This window comes from Bradyrhizobium sp. USDA 4369, from assembly GCF_054056435.1.
This window is the reverse complement of sequence record NZ_JBSRYH010000001.1, coordinates 2,969,657-2,989,566: the sequence shown is the minus strand read 5'-3', so window position 1 is coordinate 2,989,566 and position 19,910 is coordinate 2,969,657. Positions and strand designations below refer to the sequence as shown.

The following is a 19,910-nucleotide window of genomic DNA, read 5'->3' as shown; positions in this document are numbered from 1 at the left end:
GCGCTCCTCGTGCTGGCAGACCCGGAAAATCAACGCGACAATCACGCGCGCGCCGCAGTGCTCGATGAAGCGCATATCGGCGACATCAAGGGCGCATTCGGCTCGATCCAACGCGGCGACGAACTGCCGCGCGCGAGCCTCAAAGCCCGCCTCACGACCCTACTGGCTATCATTGGGCCGGGTCTGATCGTCATGGTCGGCGACAACGATGCCGGCGCCTTCGGCACCTACACGCAGGCTGGCCAAGTCTATGGCACGCGCCTGTTGTGGGTACTGCTGGTGCTCGTACCTGTGCTCTACGTCAATCAGGAGATGGTGCTGCGGCTCGGCGTGGTGACCGGCGTCGGTCACGCGCGGCTCATTCTCGAACGCTTCGGCAAGTTCTGGGGCGCCTTCAGCGTCATCGACCTCTTCATCCTGAACGCCCTCACCATCGTCACCGAGTTCATCGGCATCAGTCTGGGCATGGATTATCTGGGCATCCCGAAGATGTTCGGCGTGCCGATCTCCGCGGTACTGATTGTCGCCGCAGCCAGCACAGGGTCGTTCAAGCGTTTTGAGCAAGTCTGCATGGCGCTGGTGGCGGGATCGCTCCTGCTCGTGCCGATCTTTGTGATGGCTCACCCAAGCGGCGGACAGATGCTGCACGATTTCGTCGTTCCCGGCCTGCCGAAGGGCTCGGACCTGTCGGCCGTGGTGCTGCTGATCATCGCCATCATCGGCACCACCATCGCGCCTTGGCAGCTCTTCTTCCAGCAGTCCTACCTGATCGACAAGCGCATCACGCCGCGCTTCATGAACTATGAGCGCACCGACCTGTGGATCGGCATCGCCATCGTGATCATAGGCGCTGCGGCGATCATCGCCTTCACCGCCGCGACCTTTGCCGGCCACCCGGAATTCGGCAATTTCACCGACGCCGAAGGGGTCGCCCAGGGGCTGCAGAAGTATGTTGGCCACGTCGCCGGCGTGCTCTTCGCACTGGCCCTGATTGACGCCTCGATCATCGGCGCCGCGGCTGTAGGGCTTGCGACCTCTTATGCCCTGGGCGACGTGCTGGGGCTGAAGCACTCACTGCATCGTAAGATCTCCGATGCGAAGGGCTTCTACGCCGTCTTTGCCGGTATCCTGTTCGTATCGGCGATTGTCGTTCTGGTCCCCGGTAGTCCGCTAGGCCTGCTGACCGTCGGCGTGCAAGTGTTGGCCGGCGTTCTGTTGCCCTCGGCGACAGTGTTCCTGCTGCTCCTCTGCAACGACACCGAGGTGGTGGGTCCGTGGGTGAATGGACTCTTCGCCAACCTCTTCACATCCGCAGTCATCGCCGTCTTGGTCGTGCTGTCCCTGGTGCTGACCGCCAGCGTGCTGTTCCCCGACATCAGCGCCCAAACCATCATCCTGATCCTGGAGATCGGCGCAGCGGTTTCCGCGGTCAGCGCCGCAGCTTTCTTTACCTACCGGCGCCTGCATCCCGCGGCGCCCAAGGTCGCCGTCGACACCAGCCTCCGCGCTACCTGGCGGATGGCCCCGCTGGCGCTCCTTAAGGCGCCGCAGCTCTCCGCCGAGGTGCGGATCGGTCTGACTGTCCTCCGCACCTATCTGTTGATCGCGATGATCCTGGTGATCGTTCGTGTCGTGGAGGTTGCCCTTGGCCACTGACCCTGCCGTCACCAGCCTTCTGGCCAAGGCATTCCACCAGGCTCATCCTGTTGAAGAGGTTTGCCATGACTCCTAACGCCACCGATGCCCCTCATGCGCCCGTCCACGAGACGGTCTCCCTGGTCTCCATGTTCAAGCATGGCGTCGTGGACGCCAACGGCGCCCCGGCCGGCCGCCTGGAAGACGTTGTCGCCGTCTTGCGGGACAATGACTATCCACTGCTGAAGGGCCTCCTGGTCGGCAGCGGCCCGGTCTTCGTGCCGATGGCGGACGTCATCGAGATCAAGCCCGATGGCGCTGTACGGATCGCGGCGGGAGAACGACGCCCCTTCTCACAAGAGGCTGGGGAAACGCTGCTGAAGGCCGAGATGCTCGGCCGGCGTCTGGTCGATCTGCCGCGCGGCGTGTTGGTCAAGGCGCACGACGTGCGCTTCGACGCAACCCCGTCGGGTTGGCGCGTGGTCAGCGTGGACGTGCACAAGCATAGCTGGCTGCACTTCGGCTCGCATGAGCACCACCCGGCCCGGGACTGGCACGACTTCCTGCCGCTCACCCGCGACGCAGCGCAGGCCAGGTCTACATCATCGCTCGGCCGCATCGAGGCGCTGAAGCCGGCTCAGATCGCCGATATTATTGAACGCGCTCCGAGCCAAGAGCAGGATGTCTTGCTGGCTTTGGTGCATAACGATCCCAGCTTGGAAGCCAATGTCTTCGAGGAGTTGGACGATGACAAGCAGGCACAACTGCTGAAATCGCGCAACGACGACGAGGTGGCCGACGTACTGTCGCGCATGCGCGCCGACGATGCGGCCGACGCGATCATGGAGTTGCCGCAGGAACGCCGGCAGAACGTGCTCGATCGTCTCCCGACGGCGACGAAGATGAAGGTCAGCATGCTGCTCGGCTTTAATTCGGCGACGGCAGGCGGCCTGATGGGCGCCGATTTCCTCGCCGTGCCGGAGGATCGCACGATCGGCGATGCGCTTGAGCAACTGCGAACACTGACAACCGTGCAGCCCGAGGCCTTGGTGACGATTCACAGCCTGAATGCGGACGGCGTCTTGGCCGGAACGCTAAGCGTGGTGCGCGCCCTGCAACTTAGTCCCTCGACATTACTTCGCGACGCAGTCGACGCGCGCGCAATCGTCGCATCGCCTGATGACGACATCATTGCGGTGACCACGCGGATGGCCGACTTCAACTTGTTGAGCTTGCCGGTTGTTGATGCCGAGGGGAAATTGCTGGGGTTGGTGACCGTAGACGACGCGCTGGAAGCCGCCATCCCGCAGGACTGGGCCCGGCGCGAGGGGGCAAGTGGCTCGCCGCAACGTCGACTGGGATGATGTCCGCCACCCACGGATTCCAGTCCAACGAGACGACCATCCTCGTCTTCCTCCATGCTGCGGGCCACCGCCCTACATGAATGACTCATGACCCCCACTGTCGCCCAGGACGCATCCACACGCACCCGCGAACCCCAGCATTGGGCGGCCCTCGGCGCGCTAGGCATCGTCTATGGCGATCTCGGCACCAGCCCGCTCTACACTCTCCAGACCGTCGTCCAGGCAACCGGCGGACATTTCACGACCGCCAGCGCGCTAGGCATCCTGTCGCTGCTCGTCTGGACCCTGATCATCACCATTTCGATCAAATATTGTCTGTTCGTCATGCGCGCCGACAACCATGGGGAAGGCGGAATCCTTGCCCTGATGTCGCTGGTCGGCGCCAACAGATTCAAAGGGACCGCCAAAATCCTGGCCGTCATGGGCCTGCTCGGCGCGGCCTTGCTCTATGGCGACGGCGTCATCACGCCGGCCATCTCGGTGCTCAGCGCGCTCGAAGGCGTCAATGTCGTGACGAGTTCGCTCAAGCCCTTCGTCATGCCGGCGGCCGTCGCCATCCTGATTGTCTTCTTCGCAGCCCAGCGGTTCGGCACGGCTAGAATTGGCGCCGCCTTCGGCCCGATCATGCTGCTCTGGTTTCTCGTTATCGCGGTCCTCGGGCTCACCGGGATCGTTCGCAATCCCAGCGTCCTCACCGCCCTCGATCCGCGTCACGCAATCGGCTTCCTGGCCCATAGCGGAGGAAACGGGATGCTGGTGCTCGGCGGCGTCTTCCTCTGCATCACCGGGGGCGAGGCGCTTTACGCCGACATGGGACACTTCGGGCCCGGCCCCATACGCCTGTCCTGGTACGCGATCGTGCTGCCGTCGCTGCTGCTCAGCTACGCCGGACAGACCGCCTTGCTCATCCAGAAGGGTACGATCGAAGGCAATCCGTTCTTTCAGCTTTGCCCCACATGGGGAGTCTATCCGCTTGTGTTCTTGGCGATGATTGCCACCATCATCGCCAGCCAGTCGATCATCACGGGTTCGTTCTCGATGACACGGCAGGCGATGCAACTCGGCTGGCTGCCCGGCTTTCATATTCGCCAGACGTCCGACAAGGTTTACGGCCAGATCTACGTGCCCGTCGTAAACTGGATGATGATGGTGGCGACCATCGGAATCACCATCGCCTTCGGCAGTTCCGACAGGCTTGCCGGCGCCTACGGCACGGCGGTGTCGACAACGATGCTGCTGACCACCTGCCTGCTCTTCACGGCTATGCGGAAAACATGGCGTTGGCCGCTCGCGGTTTCGATCCTAATCGCCGGACTCTTCCTGATCGTCGATGTCGGATTCTTTGGCGCCAATCTGCTGAAGATAGCCGAAGGCGGCTGGCTGCCCCTGACCTTCGGCGCGCTCGTCTTCTTCCTGATGCTGACCTGGCGGTCGGGGATCGATGCGGTTCGCGAGAGCCTGGCGCATGCGTCGGAAGCACCCGAGAAATTTGTCGCTGACTTGGCCGCCGGCAAGGTGCCCCGTGTCCCCGGCACGGCGATCTTCTTGACCCGGACCTATCAGAAAATCCCGCCGCTGCTGATCGACCACGTCAAACACATGGGCGCCCTCCATCAGTCGGTAATCGCCTTGACGATTCTGTTCGAGGAATCGCCGCGCATCGATGATGAGGAGCGCTGTGGCGTCGAAAAGATTGCCGACGGGATCTGGCGCGTGACGATGCGCTTTGGCTTCGTCGAAATACCAGACCTCACCGCCGCTCTGAAGCGGGTTAAGGGTCTCGATCCGTCGATCGATCTCGATCACGCCATTTATTTCGCGACACGCGATATTATCGTTGCAGGGGCCGGAAGCTCGCTGTTTGCGCATTGGCGTCTTCCAGTGTTCGCCTTTCTTTATCGCAATGCCGTAAAGGTGGTTGATCGCTTCAGCTTGCCGCCCGACCGCGTCGTGGAAATCGCGCGGCAGATCGAGTTGTAAGTCATCTCCGTCAAGTGCGCAGACAAGACAGTCCCGCCGTGGATGCAGCGAAGAAGGCGGTGGACACACCTCTATTCTGCTAAGCTTGCGCCATGACACAGTCGCGCTCTCCCCTCTGGCCAGGCGTGCCACTGGCGCTCATATCGGCAGTGCTCTTCGGTGCCTCGGCGCCATTCGCGAAGCTCTTGCTCGGCTCGATGCCGCCGCAGCTCCTCGCCGGATTGCTCTATCTCGGGGCCGGCATCGGTCTGGTGGCCATCATCGCCAGCAGAGCAGCCTTCGGCGCACCGGTTCCGGAGGCGCCCCTACGGCGCCATGACCTCCCCTGGCTCGCGGCCGTCGTCCTATGCGGCGGGGTAGCCGGACCGCTCCTCTTGATGTTGGGGTTGGCGCGTACGTCCGCCGCCTCCGGGTCCCTACTACTAAACTTGGAAGGACTCGCGACCATGGCGATCGCGTGGGTCGTGTTCCGGGAAAACGTGGATCGGCGGCTAATGCTGGGCGCCTTCGCCATCCTTGCGGGAGCGGCGATCCTCACGTGGAATGGAACAGGTGTACGCATCGACGCGGGCGGTGCCTTTATCGCCGTCGCGTGCCTAGCGTGGGGCATCGACAATAATCTGACGCGCAAACTGTCTTCGGCCGATCCGGTGATCACGGCGGCCATCAAGGGTATCGCGGCCGGCAGTACGAACGTCGCCTTGGCGATGGTGCTTGGCGCGCATCTGCCGACGCCGACCACGATCGCGGCCGCGGCCGCCGTCGGCTTCCTCGGCGTCGGTGTAAGCCTTGTTCTTTTCATGCTTGCGCTTCGCAACCTCGGAGCCGCACGCACCGGCGCCTACTTCTCGCTGGCGCCTTTCATTGGGGCAATCATCGCCGTGGTGCTGCTAGGCGAGCCTTTGACGATCCAATTGATCGCCGCCGGAATGCTGATGATGGTGGGGCTCTGGCTTCATCTCGCGGAGCGGCATGAGCATGAGCATCTACACGATGCCCTAGCGCACGAGCATGTGCACGTGCACGACGAACACCACCAACATGAGCATGACGGTCTGGTAACAGAACCGCATTCGCATTGGCATCGGCACGCGCCCTTGCGGCACGGTCACGCCCACTACCCCGACCTGCATCATCGGCATACGCACGTCGAGGCAAAATGACTGTTCCCGACGACAGTCATCGGCGGTGAGACTTGGGTCTGGCCGGGAAGGCTGCGGCGATGTCCGGGCCGAAAACCCATAAGAGGAAGAGGGCTGCGCCGGTCTTCGCGGCGGGTTGAAAGCCGAGAGAGAGTCTTTCGGCGCCCGTCGCGGAGTAAGTCCCGATGGCCAGTGCCGTTCAGAAGATCACCCTGTCGTCCTCGCGCGACATCCCCCTCAACAAGCTCATCCTCTCCCAGTCGAATGTCCGGCGCGTGAAGGCCGGCGTCTCGATCGAGGATCTCGCGGCGGATATCGCCCGTCGCGGCTGCCTGCTCCAGAGCCTCAATGTCCGCCCGGTTCTTGATGCGGAGGGCGTCGAGACAGGTATGTTCGAAGTGCCTGCCGGTGGCCGGCGCTTCCAGGCGTTGCAGCTCCTCGTCAAGCAGAAGCGCCTTACCAAGACCGCGCCCGTGCCCTGCGTGGTCCGCGATCCCTCCACCAAGATCCTCGCCGAGGACGACTCGCTAGCTGAGAACGTCCAGCGCGTGCCGCTACACCCGCTCGATCAATTCCGCGCCTTCCAGACCCTGCGCGACAAGGGCCTATGCGACGAAGACATCGCGGCCGCCTATTTCGTCGGCGTCAATGTCGTCAAGCAGCGCCTGCGCATCGCCGCGGTGTCGGAGAAGCTTCTCGACATCTATGCCGAGGACGGCATGTCGCTCGAGCAGCTCATGGCGTTCACCGTGACAACGGACCATGCGCGCCAGCTCCAGGTCTGGGACGCGCTCCAGCGGTCCTACAGCCAGGAGCCTTATCAGATCCGGCGCATGCTGACGGAGAAAACCGTCCGCGCGTCGGATCGCCGCGTGCTGTTCGTCGGCATCGGCGCCTACGAGAACGCGGGCGGTGTCGTCATGCGCGATCTCTTCCAGCAGGACGACGGTGGCTGGCTTGAAAATATCGGGCTTCTCGAAACCCTTGTCGCCGAAAAACTGAAGACCGACGCCGAACGTATCGCCACCGAGGGCTGGAAATGGATCGAGGTCGCAGTGGACTTCCCCTACGGTCACGACCACGGCCTGCGCGAGCTCGACGGCATACCGGCCGATCTCACCGACGACGAACGTGCCACGCGTGAAGCGCTGCGCACCGAGTTCGATCAGCTTCAGGCGCAATACGAAGATGCCGACGAACTGCCCGACGAGGTCGACCAGCGCCTCAGCGAGATCGAAACCGCGCTTGAGGCGTTCGAGTCGCGACCGCACATCTTCGATCCGGCCGACATCTCCCGGGCTGGGGTGTTTGTCAGCATCGCTCACGACGGCCAGCTCCAGGTCGATCGTGGCTATGTTCGCCCCGAGGATGAAGCTCCAGTCGTCGAGCCCGGTCAGGAACACCGCGACGATCTCGAGCAGGTTGGGATCGACAACGACACGTCGCCGGTTCAGCGTGTCGTCATCACCATCGGCGGCCAGGCCGAGCCGGAAGACGATGAGGACGACGTCGTTAAGCCGTTGCCGGATCGGCTGCTCAGCGAACTGACCGCGTACCGCACGCTGGCGCTGCGGGATGCCGTGGCGAACAATCCGCATGTCGCGATGACGGCGCTCCTGCACAAACTCTGCCTCGACGCCTTCCAGCACACAGCGACAGGCAACTGTCTCGAAGCGTCGGTGCGGCACGTGTTCTTCTCGATCCAGTCTGCCGACCTCAAGGAGAGCCCGTCCGCCAAGGCGGTTACCGAACGGCACGATGCCTGGAAGGCCGACATGCCGAAGGATGAAGCCGCGCTCTGGGATTGGCTCGCCGCACTGGACGACGCCAGCCGGGCCGCACTGCTGGCGCACTGCGTCTCCTTCGGCGTCAACGCGCTCTACGAGAAAGGCGATCGCTATGGCGGTCCCGGTCTCTCCGTTCACGGCGTCCAACATCGTCTCGCCCAGGCTGACCGCCTCGCACGGGCCGTCGGGCTCGACATGGTCGACGCCGGTTGGCGGCCAACGGTCGAGAATTATCTCGGCCGCGTCACCAAGCCTCGTATCCTCGAAGCGGTGCGCGAGGCGAACGGCGAGCAGTCGGCGCAGCTCATCGACCATCTGAAGAAGGCGGACATGGCGAAGGAGGCCGAACGGCTGCTCAACGGCACCGGCTGGCTGCCCGAGCCGCTCCGGTCTTCCGAAGCGACGACTGCCGACATCGGCGATGCCGACGCCAACGGCGGCGAAGAGGAAGGACTGCCCGCCTTTCTCGCCGACGGTGAAGACAACGCCAGCGAAGACGAGACCGACGCGCCAGTCGTGATCGCCGCCGAGTAACGCCCAGGAGCGGGGCGGCATGAGTCGCCCCGCTTACTTCTCTCCATCGAATTCCCTCCGCCCGGCCATCGCGCTGGGCGATTTCGTTTCAGGAGGCCATCATGGCTGATTTCTTCACGCACTTCTCATGCGTGTTCGATGTCGGCACGCCCGACAACGCGGCGCGCGCGCTCGAACTCTATAATGCGCTGATGGAAGAGAACGCCCGGGAAGACCCGCCCTCGGATGCTTTTCTGCTCTCTATCCAGCCCGAACACGGCGGCGCCGTGCTGTGGATCCGTGATGATGTCACGGGCGATCCACAAACAGTCATCACCTTCGTCCTTCGTTGTGCGGAGATCTTCGATCTCAAGGGTCGCTGGGGTTTTCAATGGGCCAACACATGCTCCCGGCCCCGCATCGACGCCTTCAGCGGCGGGGCCCATTGTCTCGATCTCGCCACCCGCGAAACGATCGCATGGACTGACACGCGCGGCTGGCTCGCGCGGACTTTGTCGCCGGGCCGCGGAAAGCGCGGTGCGCGATGAGCATTCCCGATCACGCGCGCGCCAACTTTCAGACGCTGCTCCACGCTGCGGCAGACGGCAACCTCGCCCTCATGGAATGTGCCGATGCAGCGACCGGCGAGACCCGTTACGTCATCTGCGCCGTCGGACGCGATGGCGCGGATTTCCTGTTCACGCCCTTTGGCCACCTGGCCGATGGCAATCCCTACGACGCCTATGTGCCGCCGTCTGAGAACCTATCGGACGAATCAGCCTCCTGACACCCCGCGTCGTGACCTGTCTGGACGCGGCGGCCCGTCGGTCAACGGGCAAGCCGTTTCCGCATCGCACGCGATGCGTGACCGCAAGGCCTTCACCGCATCCCGGTCGCCAGCCCCGTCGCAACGGAGATCAGGAGGCGGTCGACAATGTGCAGGGTTCTCAACAAGCATCACGCAGGCGTGCCGGCGAGCGCCGTCTATGTCGGGCGCGGCTCGAAATGGGGCAATCCTTTCCGAATTGGCCCCGACGGCGACCGCGCCGCCGTCATCGCGAAGTACGAGCGCTGGCTCGCAGACCAGCATCATCTCCTACGCGCGCTCGACGAGCTTCGCGGCTGCGATCTCGTCTGCTTCTGCGCGCCGCGACCATGCCACGGCGATCTCTTGCTGCGGCTCGCGAAGCGCGGATCGCGTGGTGGCGCGGCGTCAAGGCCGGCGGGATGACGAGAGGGAGAGTGTGGCCGGGACGGGTTTGAGCCGGTGCGGACCAGAGAGAGCGCCGGCCGGCTCGCCCGTGTCCAGCTCTCCCGAGGTCCCTTCCCATGTCGCATCCTTCCGCAGCGGCCGAGCCGACGGCCGCGCCAATCCCGTGCACTCCCACGGTAGCTCCTGCGCCACGCCTCGCCGAGGCCGCGCAGCTTCTTCTTCCCCACCTTGAGCAAGGCCGGCGCGTCGACGCCGCCATTTTGCGTGCGGCGATGGAGCAAGCCCTCGGCCGCTCCGACGCGTCCGGCGCCTGGGACTGGAAGACGGCCTATGACGCCTGCGAGGCAGCATCCGTCCTGTTTCTGCGCAAATACGGCAAGCTGATTTTCCGTAAAGCCGGTTCTGCATCGGCAGCGCTGCCGCAGTTCGTGAAGCTCGTGAGCCTTCTTCCCACCCATACGCGGCGGTCAGAGGAGAGCCAGTCGCTCCAGCAATTCTCGACGCCGATCCCGCTCGGCCTCGCCGCGCTCTGTGCCGCCGCCATCACACCTGGCGACCGCGTGCTTGAACCATCAGCAGGCACCGGCCTTCTCGCCATTCTGGCGGAAATCGCCGGCGGCGCGCTCGCACTCAACGAGTTGGCCGAGGCCCGCGCCGCGTTGCTCTCCTCCCTCTTTCCGGCCGTCCCCGTGACGCGGTTCGATGCTGCGCAGATCGACGATCATCTTGGCTCCACGATCGATCCGACCGTCGTCCTGATGAACCCGCCATTCTCGGCGATGGCGAATGTCAGTGGCCGGATGGCAGATGCCGCCTACCGCCATGTGGCCTCGGCGTTGGCACGTCTCGCCGACGGCGGGCGGCTTGTCGCGATCACCGGCGCGAACTTCGGCCCGGAAACGCCGGCGTGGCGCGACGCCTTCGTCCATCTGCAGGAGCGCGGCACTGTCGTCTTCACCGCGGCGGTCGACGGCGCAGTCTACGCGAAGCATGGCACGACAATCGACACGCGGCTGATGGTCATCGACAAGATGCCCGCGTCCGATCCGGCTCAGTTTCCGGCGTCCGCCGGCATCGCGCCGGACGTCGCCACGCTGCTCGGCTGGATCACCAAGCATGTTCCCCCGCGGCGCCCGGTCGCCAGATCACTCGCCGCGCCGACCGCCGTCGGCGTCGCCACGCCTCGCAGCGTTCGCGGCTATCTCGCCCGCGCCGCCTCGCGGCAACCGGCCGCCGCGCTTGCGGAACCTGCAGGCGTTGAGCTTTCCTACGAGATCCTCGAATGGGCGCCGCCCGAGGGCGCCCGCCTCACCGATGCGCTTTATGAAGAATACGGATTGCAGTCGATCCGTATTCCCGGCTCGCAGGCGCATCCGACCAAACTCGTGCAATCGGCCGCCATCGAAGCCCTCCTATAGGCCGCGTCTTCCAGTGAACCTCGTCACGGGCGGCCTGCTATCCGACGCGCAGCTCGAGAGCGTCATTTACGCCGGCGAAGCGCACGGCGATTTCCTCGCCGGCGCATGGACCGTGGACGAAACCTTCGATCTCGTCACCGCCGCACGCGACGACGCCGAGACGGCCGTACGCTTCCGTCGCGGCTGGTTCCTCGGCGATGGCACCGGCACCGGCAAGGGCCGCCAAGTCGCCGGCATCCTGCTCGACAACTGGCTGAAGGGTCGTCGGCATGCGCTGTGGATCAGCAAGTCCGACAAGCTGATCGAGGATGCGCAGCGCGACTGGTCGGCGCTCGGCATGGAACGTCTGCTCGTCACGCCGCTCTCTCGATTCCGCCAGGGCACGCCGATCCGCCTCGCAGAAGGCATCCTATTTACGACCTACGCGACGCTACGCACCGATGAGCGCGGCGAGAAGCTTTCGCGTGTCCGGCAGATCGTCGAATGGTTGGGGCCCGATTTCGACGGAGTGATCATTTTCGACGAGTCTCATGCCATGCAGAATGCCGCGGGCGGCAAGGGCGAACGCGGCGACCAGGCACCCTCGCAGCAGGGGCGCGCCGGCCTACGGCTGCAGCACGCGCTGCCGAATGCGCGGGTTGTCTACGTCTCCGCGACAGGCGCCACCACCGTTCACAATCTTGCTTATGCCCAGCGCCTTGGCCTCTGGGGCGGCGAGGACTTTCCGTTCGCGACACGCGCGGAGTTTGTCGAGGCGATCGAAGACGGTGGTGTCGCCGCGATGGAGGTCCTGGCGCGCGATCTTCGCGCACTCGGCCTCTATGCCGCCCGTTCGCTCTCCTATGAGGGCGTCGAATACGAGTTGATCGAACACGAGCTCACGCCGGAGCAAATCCGCATCTACGATGCCTATGCCGGCGCTTTCTCGATCATCCACAACAACCTCGATGCCGCGATGCAGGCCGCCAACATCACTGGTGACAGCGGCACGCTGAACGCGCAGGCGAAATCCGCCGCGCGCTCGGCGTTCGAGTCGGCCAAGCAGCGCTTCTTCGGCCACCTGCTCACCTCGATGAAGACGCCCTCGCTGGTTCGCTCGATAGAGCGCGATCTCGAGGCCGGCCACGCATCCGTGGTCCAGATCGTCTCGACCGGCGAAGCGCTGATGGAGCGCCGGCTCGCGGAGATCCCGACTGAGGATTGGGGCGACGTCCAGGTCGACATCACACCGCGCGAGTATGTGTTGGACTATCTTGCCCACTCCTTTCCGGTGCAGCTCTACGAGCCCTTCACCGACTCAGAAGGCAATCTCTCATCGCGGCCGGTCTTTCGCGACGGCCAGCCGGTCGAATGCCGCGAAGCGGTTACCCGCCGCGACCGGCTGATCGAGAAGCTCGCCTCGTTGCCGCCTGTGCCCGGCGCGCTCGATCAGATCGTGCAGCGCTTTGGCACGGACATGGTCGCCGAAGTGACAGGACGCTCGCGCCGCGTCATCCGCAAGGGCGATCGGCTGATGGTCGAGAACCGCGCGGCTTCGGCGAACCTTGCAGAAACCGCCGCCTTCATGGACGACGCCAAGCGCATTCTGGTGTTCTCCGAGGCCGGCGGCACGGGGCGCTCCTACCACGCCGAACTGTCGGCGCGGAACCGCCGGCTGAGGGTTCACTACCTCCTCGAACCCGGATGGAAGGCCGACGCCGCCATCCAAGGCCTGGGTCGCACGAACCGCACCAACCAGGCGCAGCCACCGCTCTTCCGCCCGATCGCGACCAATGTGAAGGCCGAAAAGCGTTTCCTGAGCACGATCGCCCGCCGTCTCGATACGCTCGGAGCGATCACGCGCGGACAGCGTCAGACCGGCGGCCAGAACCTGTTCCGGCCTGAAGACAATCTCGAAAGTCATTACGGCCGCGATGCGCTCCGTCAGCTCTACATGCTGCTGGCGCGTGGCAAGGTCGAAGGCTGCTCGCTTCAGACCTTCGAGGATTCCACGGGTCTGAAGCTGATGGATGCGAACGGCATCAAGGACGAACTGCCGCCGATTACCACCTTCCTCAATCGTCTGTTGGCGCTGACCATCGACCTGCAGAACGTCCTCTTCACCGCGTTCGAACAGTTGCTCACCGCCCGCATCGAAGGGGCGATCGCATCCGGCAGCTATGACGCGGGCCTCGAGACGCTGCGCGCCGAGAGCTTCGTCATCACGGATCGAAGCGTCATTTACAGCCATCCCGCGACCGGCGCCGAGACGCGGTTGCTCACCATCACCGAGCGCAGACGCAACCTTCCGGTGACGCTGGCGGAAGCCTTCGATCGTCTCTCCGATCCGCGCGCGGTGCTCTTGATCAACGAGCGATCGGGACGCGCCGCCGTTCAGGTCCCGGCGCCGAGCCTCATGCTCGACGACGGCGAGATCGAACGGCGGGTACGGCTGATCCGGCCGATGGAGCATCACAGCCTTCCGCTGAAGACAATGGCGGAAAGCCATTGGATGGAGGCCAACCGTGAGCGCTTCGCGGAGGCTTGGCACGTCGAACTCGGCGAAGTTCCCGATTTCACCGACAGCACCATCCATGTGGTGGCAGGCTTGCTCCTCCCGATCTGGAAGCGGCTGCCGAACGAGTCGACCCGGGTTTACCGGCTCCAGACCGATACGGGTGAGCGCATCATTGGCCGCAAGGTTTCGGCCGCCTGGGCGGCGAACGCGCTGGCGGCCGACGCGCCGACCCTGACGCCTGACATGGCGTTCGGCGCGCTGATGGAGGGGCGAACCGTCCTCGACCTCGCCGAGGGCCTCCAGCTTCGGCGTGTTCGCGTCATGGGCTCCAACCGCATCGAACTATCGGGATTCGACGACACGATGCGCGACCGGCTGAAAACCTATGGCCTCTTTCACGAGATCATTTCCTGGAAGCTGCGCATGTTCGTGCCGACCGATGCGAGCGGCGTCGAAACACTCAACCGCGTGCTCGATCGCTATCCCGTCGAGCACGTCGGCGAACGGGAGGCCGCGTGATGCCGCGCGACGCTTCCGACCTGGCACGCCGGCTCGCGCGCGACGCGGAGGCGGTGTGCCGTCACTATCTCTCCAATGGCCGCCGCGAAGGTCGTTATTGGCAGGTAGGCGATGCCCGCAACACACCCGGTCGATCCATGTTCGTTCGGTTGAAGGAGTCAACGAAAGGACCGGCCGGCAAATGGACCGATTATGTTGCGCCGCGGGTTATGTTGAGTCCCGGTGCTGGGTGGCTGTTTTGGGCGAGATCGCCGGCTTCTTCGCAACATAACCTCCGCACACCGGGGAGGGTCGCGTGATGCTCGGCGACGCTTCCGAGCTGGCGCGGCGCCTCGCGCGGGATGCCGAGGCCGTCTGCCGGCGCTATCTGTCCAATGGTCGACGCCGGGGCCGGTACTGGACGGTGGGCGATGTTCGCAACACGCCGGGCCGATCGATGTTCGTGCGGCTGAGCGGGCCGGACTCCGGCCCCGGTGCCGCCGGGCGGTGGACCGATGCCGCCTCGACCGAGCACGGCGATCTGCTCGATGTCATCCGCGAGAGCTGCGGGCTGGTGGAGTTCCGCGATGTCGCCGATGAGGCGCGGCGCTTCCTGTCGCTGCCCCGCGCCGAACCGATGGCTACGCCAAGACCGCCAGTTCCGACCGGCTCGCCCGAGGCCGCTCGACGCCTCTGGGCCATCACGAAGCCGCTCGCCGGCACCGTGGCCGAGACGTACCTGCGCACCCGAGGGATCACGGACCTGACGGGATGTGAGGCCCTCCGCTTCCATCCGCATTGCTGGCATCGCGGCGACGATGACGACCCTCGCGATCGGGCTCGGGACGCCTGGCCCGCGTTGATCGCTGTGGTCACGGCGCTCGACGGTGCCACCACCGGTGCGCACCGCACCTGGCTCGATCCGGCGTCGGCCTGCAAAGCGCCGGTCTCGACGCCCCGCCGCGCCATGGGCCTGCTGCTCGGCAACGCCGTTCGGTTCGGCCGTGGGGTCGACGTCATGATGGCGGGAGAAGGGCTGGAAACGGTCCTCTCGCTTCGGCAGGTCATGCCCTCGATGCCGGCGGCGGCCGCGCTGTCAGCGAGCCACCTCGCTGCGCTCGAACTGCCCGCCGGTCTACGACGGCTCTACATCGCGCAGGACAACGATCCCGCGGGACGCCGTGCAGTGGAGGTCCTGGCCGACCGTGCGCGCGCCGCAGGCGTCGAGGCGCTGACGCTCGTGCCTGCGCTGGACGACTTCAACGAGGATCTGCAAGCGCTCGGCCTTGATGCCGTCCGAAAGGCAATCGCGGATCAACTCATCCGCAAGGACCGCCTTCGCTACTTGAAGCGGCCGGCTTGGCGTCGAGGTGTCGAGGAACAGACCGCCTAGCGCGCGCCGGACGATAGGCACTCGCGTGCGATCAACATAGCTTCCGCCGCCCTGCTCGGTCGGCAAGCTTGCGCCTCCAGCAACATGGAGGTCAAAATGTTCGACGACATCTTCTTAGCCCGCACCGCCGTGAGGTATCGCGCAGCGCCGCTCATGGAGCAGCGGGAACGATACCTCGTTCATCTCAAGGCGACCGGCGCGAGACAATCGACCCTACGAAAGTGCGCCAACGCCCAACTGAGCCTGGTGCGCCTTCTGGACCTCAGAGATGGCGACCGAGTGAGCCGGTCGCGGATCAAGGCTGCCGGTGTGCTGTGGGCGCAGCCAAGGGGACGTCGGTGCGCTCGAGCCGCGTTGCCCAAGGCGCGCGACCTCTTCGTCAGCCACGGTGTTCGATGGCTCGCCTTTCTGGGCTGGCTCGACGAGTGCGATGAAGGCCGCCACCCACATGACGCCGAGGTCGACGCCTACGCACGATGGCTACGTGAGGAGCGCGGTCTCTCCGATGCGACCGTGCAAAGCTACTGCAAGGCGGCCGACCACTTCTTCGGCCAGTTGACCACCAAAGGCGTGCGGCTGCGCGCTGTCGACATCACCGACATCGACGATGCCGTAGCGGCAGAGCACGGGCGAAGCGCCTGGGGTCGCCGGACGAGGCACGATTATGCGCAGCGTCTGAGGGCGTTCTTCCGGTTCGCCGAAATGCGCGGCTGGTGTCAAGCGGGCCTTGCCACCGGCATCGTGGCCCCCCGCTTCATGGCCGACGAGACCGTGCCGAAGGGGTTGCCGCGCAAGGATGTCGTGCGCTTGCTGGCGTCGGTTGGGGGTGATCGCCCGGTCGACAAGCGCGACCGGGCGATCCTGATGCTGTTCGTCGGATACGGGCTTCGGACCGGAGAGGTCGGCGGGCTGCGGCTGGACGATCTGGACTGGGAAAACTCCATGCTTCGGGTCCGCTGCCCGAAACCGGGCCGGACCCATCTATGGCCGCTGTCACAGGGCGTGGGCCATGCCATCCTGCGCTACATTCGCGAAGCACGACCGTCCGGCTTCGGGCGCAGTCTCTTCTTCACGACGCGCGCGCCCATCCGGCCGCTCGACCGAAAGGCCTTGGGCAAGATGGTCCGCGACCGGCTGGCGGGCATCGGCGTCGTCGCCGGCCGGCGCGGGCCCCACGCCTTGCGGCATGCCGCAGCCCAGCATCTCCTGGATCAGGGCACGCCGATGAAGGTGATAGGGGACTTCCTCGGCCACCGCGATCCGTCCTCCACCACGATCTACGCCAAGGTCGACCTCGCCGCGCTTCGCGAGGTGGCGGCTCTCGACCTGGAGGGCCTGGCATGACCCTGCGCGAGGCGATCGAACGCTATGTGTTCTGGCGACGGGCTCACGGCGCGAAGTTCACGACTGGGGCGAACCTCCTGCGCCGCTTCCTTGACCATGCCGATGGCGACGCCGCCTGCGACGCGGTCACCACGGCGCAGGTCCTGGCCTACCTGGCGAGCGACGGCCCGCCGACGCGTCACCGCGAGAACAGGTACTATGCGCTTGCCGGCTTCTGGCGTCATGCGATCAGCCGCGGCCACGCCACCCACTTGCCGATTCCGGACGATGCGCCGAGATCGCCGGTCCGTGCACCGCCCTACATCTACTCGCGCGATGAGCTTGCACGCCTCTTCGATCCTGCAGCTGTGGAAGCAAGCCGGCGTGGCGCGGTCCAGTTGAATGCGGTGACGTTCCGCACCCTCCTTCTCCTCTTGTACGGGGCGGGGTTGCGCTTCGGGGAGGCGACCCGCCTCATGCTGGCCGACATCGATCTGGCGAACGCCGTCCTGACCATCCGGGCCACGAAGTTCTACAAGAGCCGGCTGGTCCCGGTCGGCCCCCAACTTGCAGCGTTGCTCGACAGCCATGTGTCCCTGCGCCAGCGAGCCGGGCTTGTAGACGACCGCAACGCGTTGCTCTTTGCGAACCAGGACGGGACGCGGCTCGCCAGCAGCACCGTGCAAGCCGCGTTCGACACGTTGCGGCGCGTCGCCGGGGTCGGTCGCGCGGCGGGCGGCCGCAAGGTCCCGCGGCTGCACGACCTTCGGCATAGCTTCGCCGTCCATCGCCTGACGAACTGGTATCGGCAGGGCGCCGATGTGCAACGACTGCTACCGGTGCTCTCCACCTATCTCGGTCATGCCGATCTGGAAGGCACGAAGGTCTATTTGTCCATGACGCCGGAGCTGCTGGAGCAAGCGTCGCAGCGGTTTGCGCGCTACGCGCAGGGAGGTCAGCATGGCTGACCTCCCATCCCTCGGCCCATGGCTCCGCCGGTTCCTCACCGAGCATATCGTCACCGAGCGCAATCTCGCCCGAAACACCCGCAAGAGCTACCGCGACACGTTCAGCCTGCTGCTTCCCTTCATCAGCCGGAAAGTGCGCAAGCCCGTGGACAGGCTGGCCGTGTGGGACCTGACGTCCGGACACGTGCTGCAGTTCCTCACCCATCTCGAAACGGATCGAGGTTGCTCCGCCCGGACCCGCAATCAACGGCTTGCGGCCATACGGGCGTTCGCGCGCTTTGTCGGCAGCCGGGATCCGACCCATGTGGAATGGTGCGGTCACATCCGGGCCATTGCGTCGAAGAGGTCGATGCCGCCGCCGGTCGGATGGCTGACCAGGGCGGAGATGGAGGCGATGCTGGCGACGCCCGACCGCAAGACCCGGCGCGGCCAGAGCGAGTACGCGCTTCTGCTCTTCCTCTACAATACCGGCGCAAGAGTCTCCGAAGCCACACAGCTGAAGGTGCGCGATCTGCAGATCGGGTCGCGCAATGGCGCGCACGATCTCGCCACCCTGCACGGCAAGGGTGGCAGGACGCGCCAGTGCCCGCTGTGGCCGGAAACCGAGCGCGTTCTGGCGGACGAGATTATCGGGCGTGCGGACGAAGACTCCGTGTTCGTCAGCCGGCTCAGGACGCCATTTACCCGCTTCGGGGTCTATCGCCTGATCGAACGTTGTGCGGCGCAAGTCTCGGAACTGGCCGATCGGAAGATAACCCCGCACGTGATCCGGCACACGACTGCCTGCCACCTGGTCCTCGCCGGCGTAGACATCAACACCATCCGCGCCTGGCTCGGACACGTGTCGATCAGTACGACCAACATCTATGCCGAGATCGACCTGACGCTGAAGGCCAACGCTGTCGCGTTGTGTGAGGTGGGGCAGCCACGACCCGCTCGCTCATGGAAGGAGGACAAGGATCTCATGGCCTTCCTGAAGGCCTTGTGAGTCGGAGACGGGGTGCCGGCTTCGGTCACCCTGTTCTGACTGTCCTCGGGCGCATGAAGCGAATCGCGTCTTCATGGGCGAGTTGCTTGCGCTCTGTTGCGCGGACGGCATCAAGGCCGAGCGCTTGCAGATCCTCGTTGAAGTCGTCCAGCGCAGGCACGAGCGTCAGCGCCTCGACGCCTGCGGCGCGCGCACGGTCGGCCAGGACCTCCACTGCACGGCGTCCCGCGGGATCGTTGTCCTGCGCGATGTAGAGCCGTCGTAGACCGGCGGGCAGTTCGAGCGCAGCGAGGTGGCTCGCTGACAGCGCGGCCGCCGCCGGCATCGAGGGCATGACCTGCCGAAGCGAGAGGACCGTTTCCAGCCCTTCTCCCGCCATCATGACGTCGACCCCACGGCCGAACCGAACGGCGTTGCCGAGCAGCAGGCCCATGGCGCGGCGGGGCGTCGAGACCGGCGCTTTGCAGGCCGACGCCGGATCGAGCCAGGTGCGGTGCGCACCGGTGGTGGCACCGTCGAGCGCCGTGACCACAGCGATCAACGCGGGCCAGGCGTCCCGAGCCCGATCGCGAGGGTCGTCATCGTCGCCGCGATGCCAGCAATGCGGATGGAAGCGGAGGGCCTCACATCCCGTCAGGTCCGTGATCCCTCGGGTGCGCAGGTACGTCTCGGCCACGGTGCCGGCGAGCGGCTTCGTGATGGCCCAGAGGCGTCGAGCGGCCTCGGGCGAGCCGGTCGGAACTGGCGGTCTTGGCGTAGCCATCGGTTCGGCGCGGGGCAGCGACAGGAAGCGCCGCGCCTCATCGGCGACATCGCGGAACTCCACCAGCCCGCAGCTCTCGCGGATGACATCGAGCAGATCGCCGTGCTCGGTCGAGGCGGCATCGGTCCACCGCCCGGCGGCACCGGGGCCGGAGTCCGGCCCGCTCAGCCGCACGAACATCGATCGGCCCGGCGTGTTGCGAACATCGCCCACCGTCCAGTACCGGCCCCGGCGTCGACCATTGGACAGATAGCGCCGGCAGACGGCCTCGGCATCCCGCGCGAGGCGCCGCGCCAGCTCGGAAGCGTCGCCGAGCATCACGCGACCCTCCCCGGTGTGCGGAGGTTATGTTGCGAAGAAGCCGGCGATCTCGCCCAAAACAGCCACCCAGCACCAGGACTCAACATAACCCGCGGCGCAACATAATC

Annotated in this window: 13 protein-coding genes and 2 pseudogenes; 14 read left to right on the top strand and 1 reads right to left on the bottom strand. The window is 65.4% G+C overall.

Annotated elements, in window-relative coordinates; translation table 11 throughout:
- The first annotated feature begins 9 nt into the window (after window positions 1-9).
- The 14 genes and pseudogenes from ACVIJ6_RS13570 to ACVIJ6_RS13505 all read left to right on the top strand — a co-directional run bounded on the left by ACVIJ6_RS13570 (window position 10) and on the right by ACVIJ6_RS13505 (window position 18,719).
- Entirely contained in the window at window positions 10-1,656 is a 1,647-nt protein-coding gene (locus ACVIJ6_RS13570; RefSeq protein WP_004624787.1) for an Nramp family divalent metal transporter, read from the top strand.
- A gap of 65 nt (window positions 1,657-1,721) precedes the next feature.
- On the top strand, window positions 1,722-2,999 hold the full coding sequence (locus tag ACVIJ6_RS13565) for a magnesium transporter MgtE N-terminal domain-containing protein (RefSeq protein WP_168073718.1): 1,278 nt from the start codon (window positions 1,722-1,724) through the stop codon (window positions 2,997-2,999).
- 87 nt (window positions 3,000-3,086) lie between these two features.
- Window positions 3,087-4,979, top strand: a complete 1,893-nt coding sequence (locus ACVIJ6_RS13560) for a potassium transporter Kup (RefSeq protein WP_168073720.1) — start codon at window positions 3,087-3,089, stop codon at window positions 4,977-4,979.
- 92 nt (window positions 4,980-5,071) lie between these two features.
- Entirely contained in the window at window positions 5,072-6,142 is a 1,071-nt protein-coding gene (locus ACVIJ6_RS13555; RefSeq protein WP_168073722.1) for a DMT family transporter, read from the top strand.
- Window positions 6,143-6,306: 164 nt separating this feature from the next.
- Complete coding sequence (locus ACVIJ6_RS13550; protein ID WP_168073724.1) at window positions 6,307-8,442, top strand: ParB/RepB/Spo0J family partition protein; 2,136 nt, start codon at window positions 6,307-6,309, stop codon at window positions 8,440-8,442.
- Between the two features lie 101 nt (window positions 8,443-8,543).
- Entirely contained in the window at window positions 8,544-8,969 is a 426-nt protein-coding gene (locus ACVIJ6_RS13545) for a hypothetical protein (protein WP_168073726.1), read from the top strand.
- Window positions 8,966-9,208, top strand: a complete 243-nt coding sequence (locus tag ACVIJ6_RS13540) for a DUF6117 family protein (RefSeq protein ID WP_012047167.1) — start codon at window positions 8,966-8,968, stop codon at window positions 9,206-9,208. The genes ACVIJ6_RS13545 and ACVIJ6_RS13540 overlap by 4 nt, the downstream gene beginning before the upstream one ends.
- 147 nt (window positions 9,209-9,355) lie before the next feature.
- Window positions 9,356-9,652, top strand: coding sequence for a DUF4326 domain-containing protein (locus ACVIJ6_RS13535; protein WP_206677302.1), 297 nt, complete (start codon window positions 9,356-9,358; stop codon window positions 9,650-9,652).
- A 98-nt stretch (window positions 9,653-9,750) separates the two neighbouring features.
- A pseudogene (locus ACVIJ6_RS13530) lies at window positions 9,751-14,068 on the top strand (strawberry notch-like NTP hydrolase domain-containing protein).
- Window positions 14,068-14,259, top strand: a pseudogene (locus tag ACVIJ6_RS13525) (DNA primase); the annotation flags it as partial. The pseudogenes ACVIJ6_RS13530 and ACVIJ6_RS13525, both read left to right, overlap by 1 nt.
- Before the next feature lie 107 nt (window positions 14,260-14,366).
- Complete coding sequence (locus tag ACVIJ6_RS13520) at window positions 14,367-15,440, top strand: DUF7146 domain-containing protein (RefSeq protein WP_456773096.1); 1,074 nt, start codon at window positions 14,367-14,369, stop codon at window positions 15,438-15,440.
- Between the two features lie 96 nt (window positions 15,441-15,536).
- On the top strand, window positions 15,537-16,784 hold the full coding sequence (locus tag ACVIJ6_RS13515) for a tyrosine-type recombinase/integrase (RefSeq protein WP_456773095.1): 1,248 nt from the start codon (window positions 15,537-15,539) through the stop codon (window positions 16,782-16,784).
- Window positions 16,781-17,731, top strand: coding sequence for a tyrosine-type recombinase/integrase (locus tag ACVIJ6_RS13510; RefSeq protein WP_456773094.1), 951 nt, complete (start codon window positions 16,781-16,783; stop codon window positions 17,729-17,731). The genes ACVIJ6_RS13515 and ACVIJ6_RS13510 overlap by 4 nt, the downstream gene beginning before the upstream one ends.
- Complete coding sequence (locus tag ACVIJ6_RS13505) at window positions 17,724-18,719, top strand: tyrosine-type recombinase/integrase (protein ID WP_456773093.1); 996 nt, start codon at window positions 17,724-17,726, stop codon at window positions 18,717-18,719. Before ACVIJ6_RS13510 ends, ACVIJ6_RS13505 begins: the two co-directional genes overlap by 8 nt.
- Before the next feature lie 25 nt (window positions 18,720-18,744).
- Here the strand turns inward: ACVIJ6_RS13505 and ACVIJ6_RS13500 are convergent, their stop codons facing one another.
- Complete coding sequence (locus ACVIJ6_RS13500; RefSeq protein WP_456773092.1) at window positions 18,745-19,800, bottom strand: DUF7146 domain-containing protein; 1,056 nt, start codon at window positions 19,798-19,800, stop codon at window positions 18,745-18,747.
- Between the last annotated feature and the right edge of the window lie 110 nt (window positions 19,801-19,910).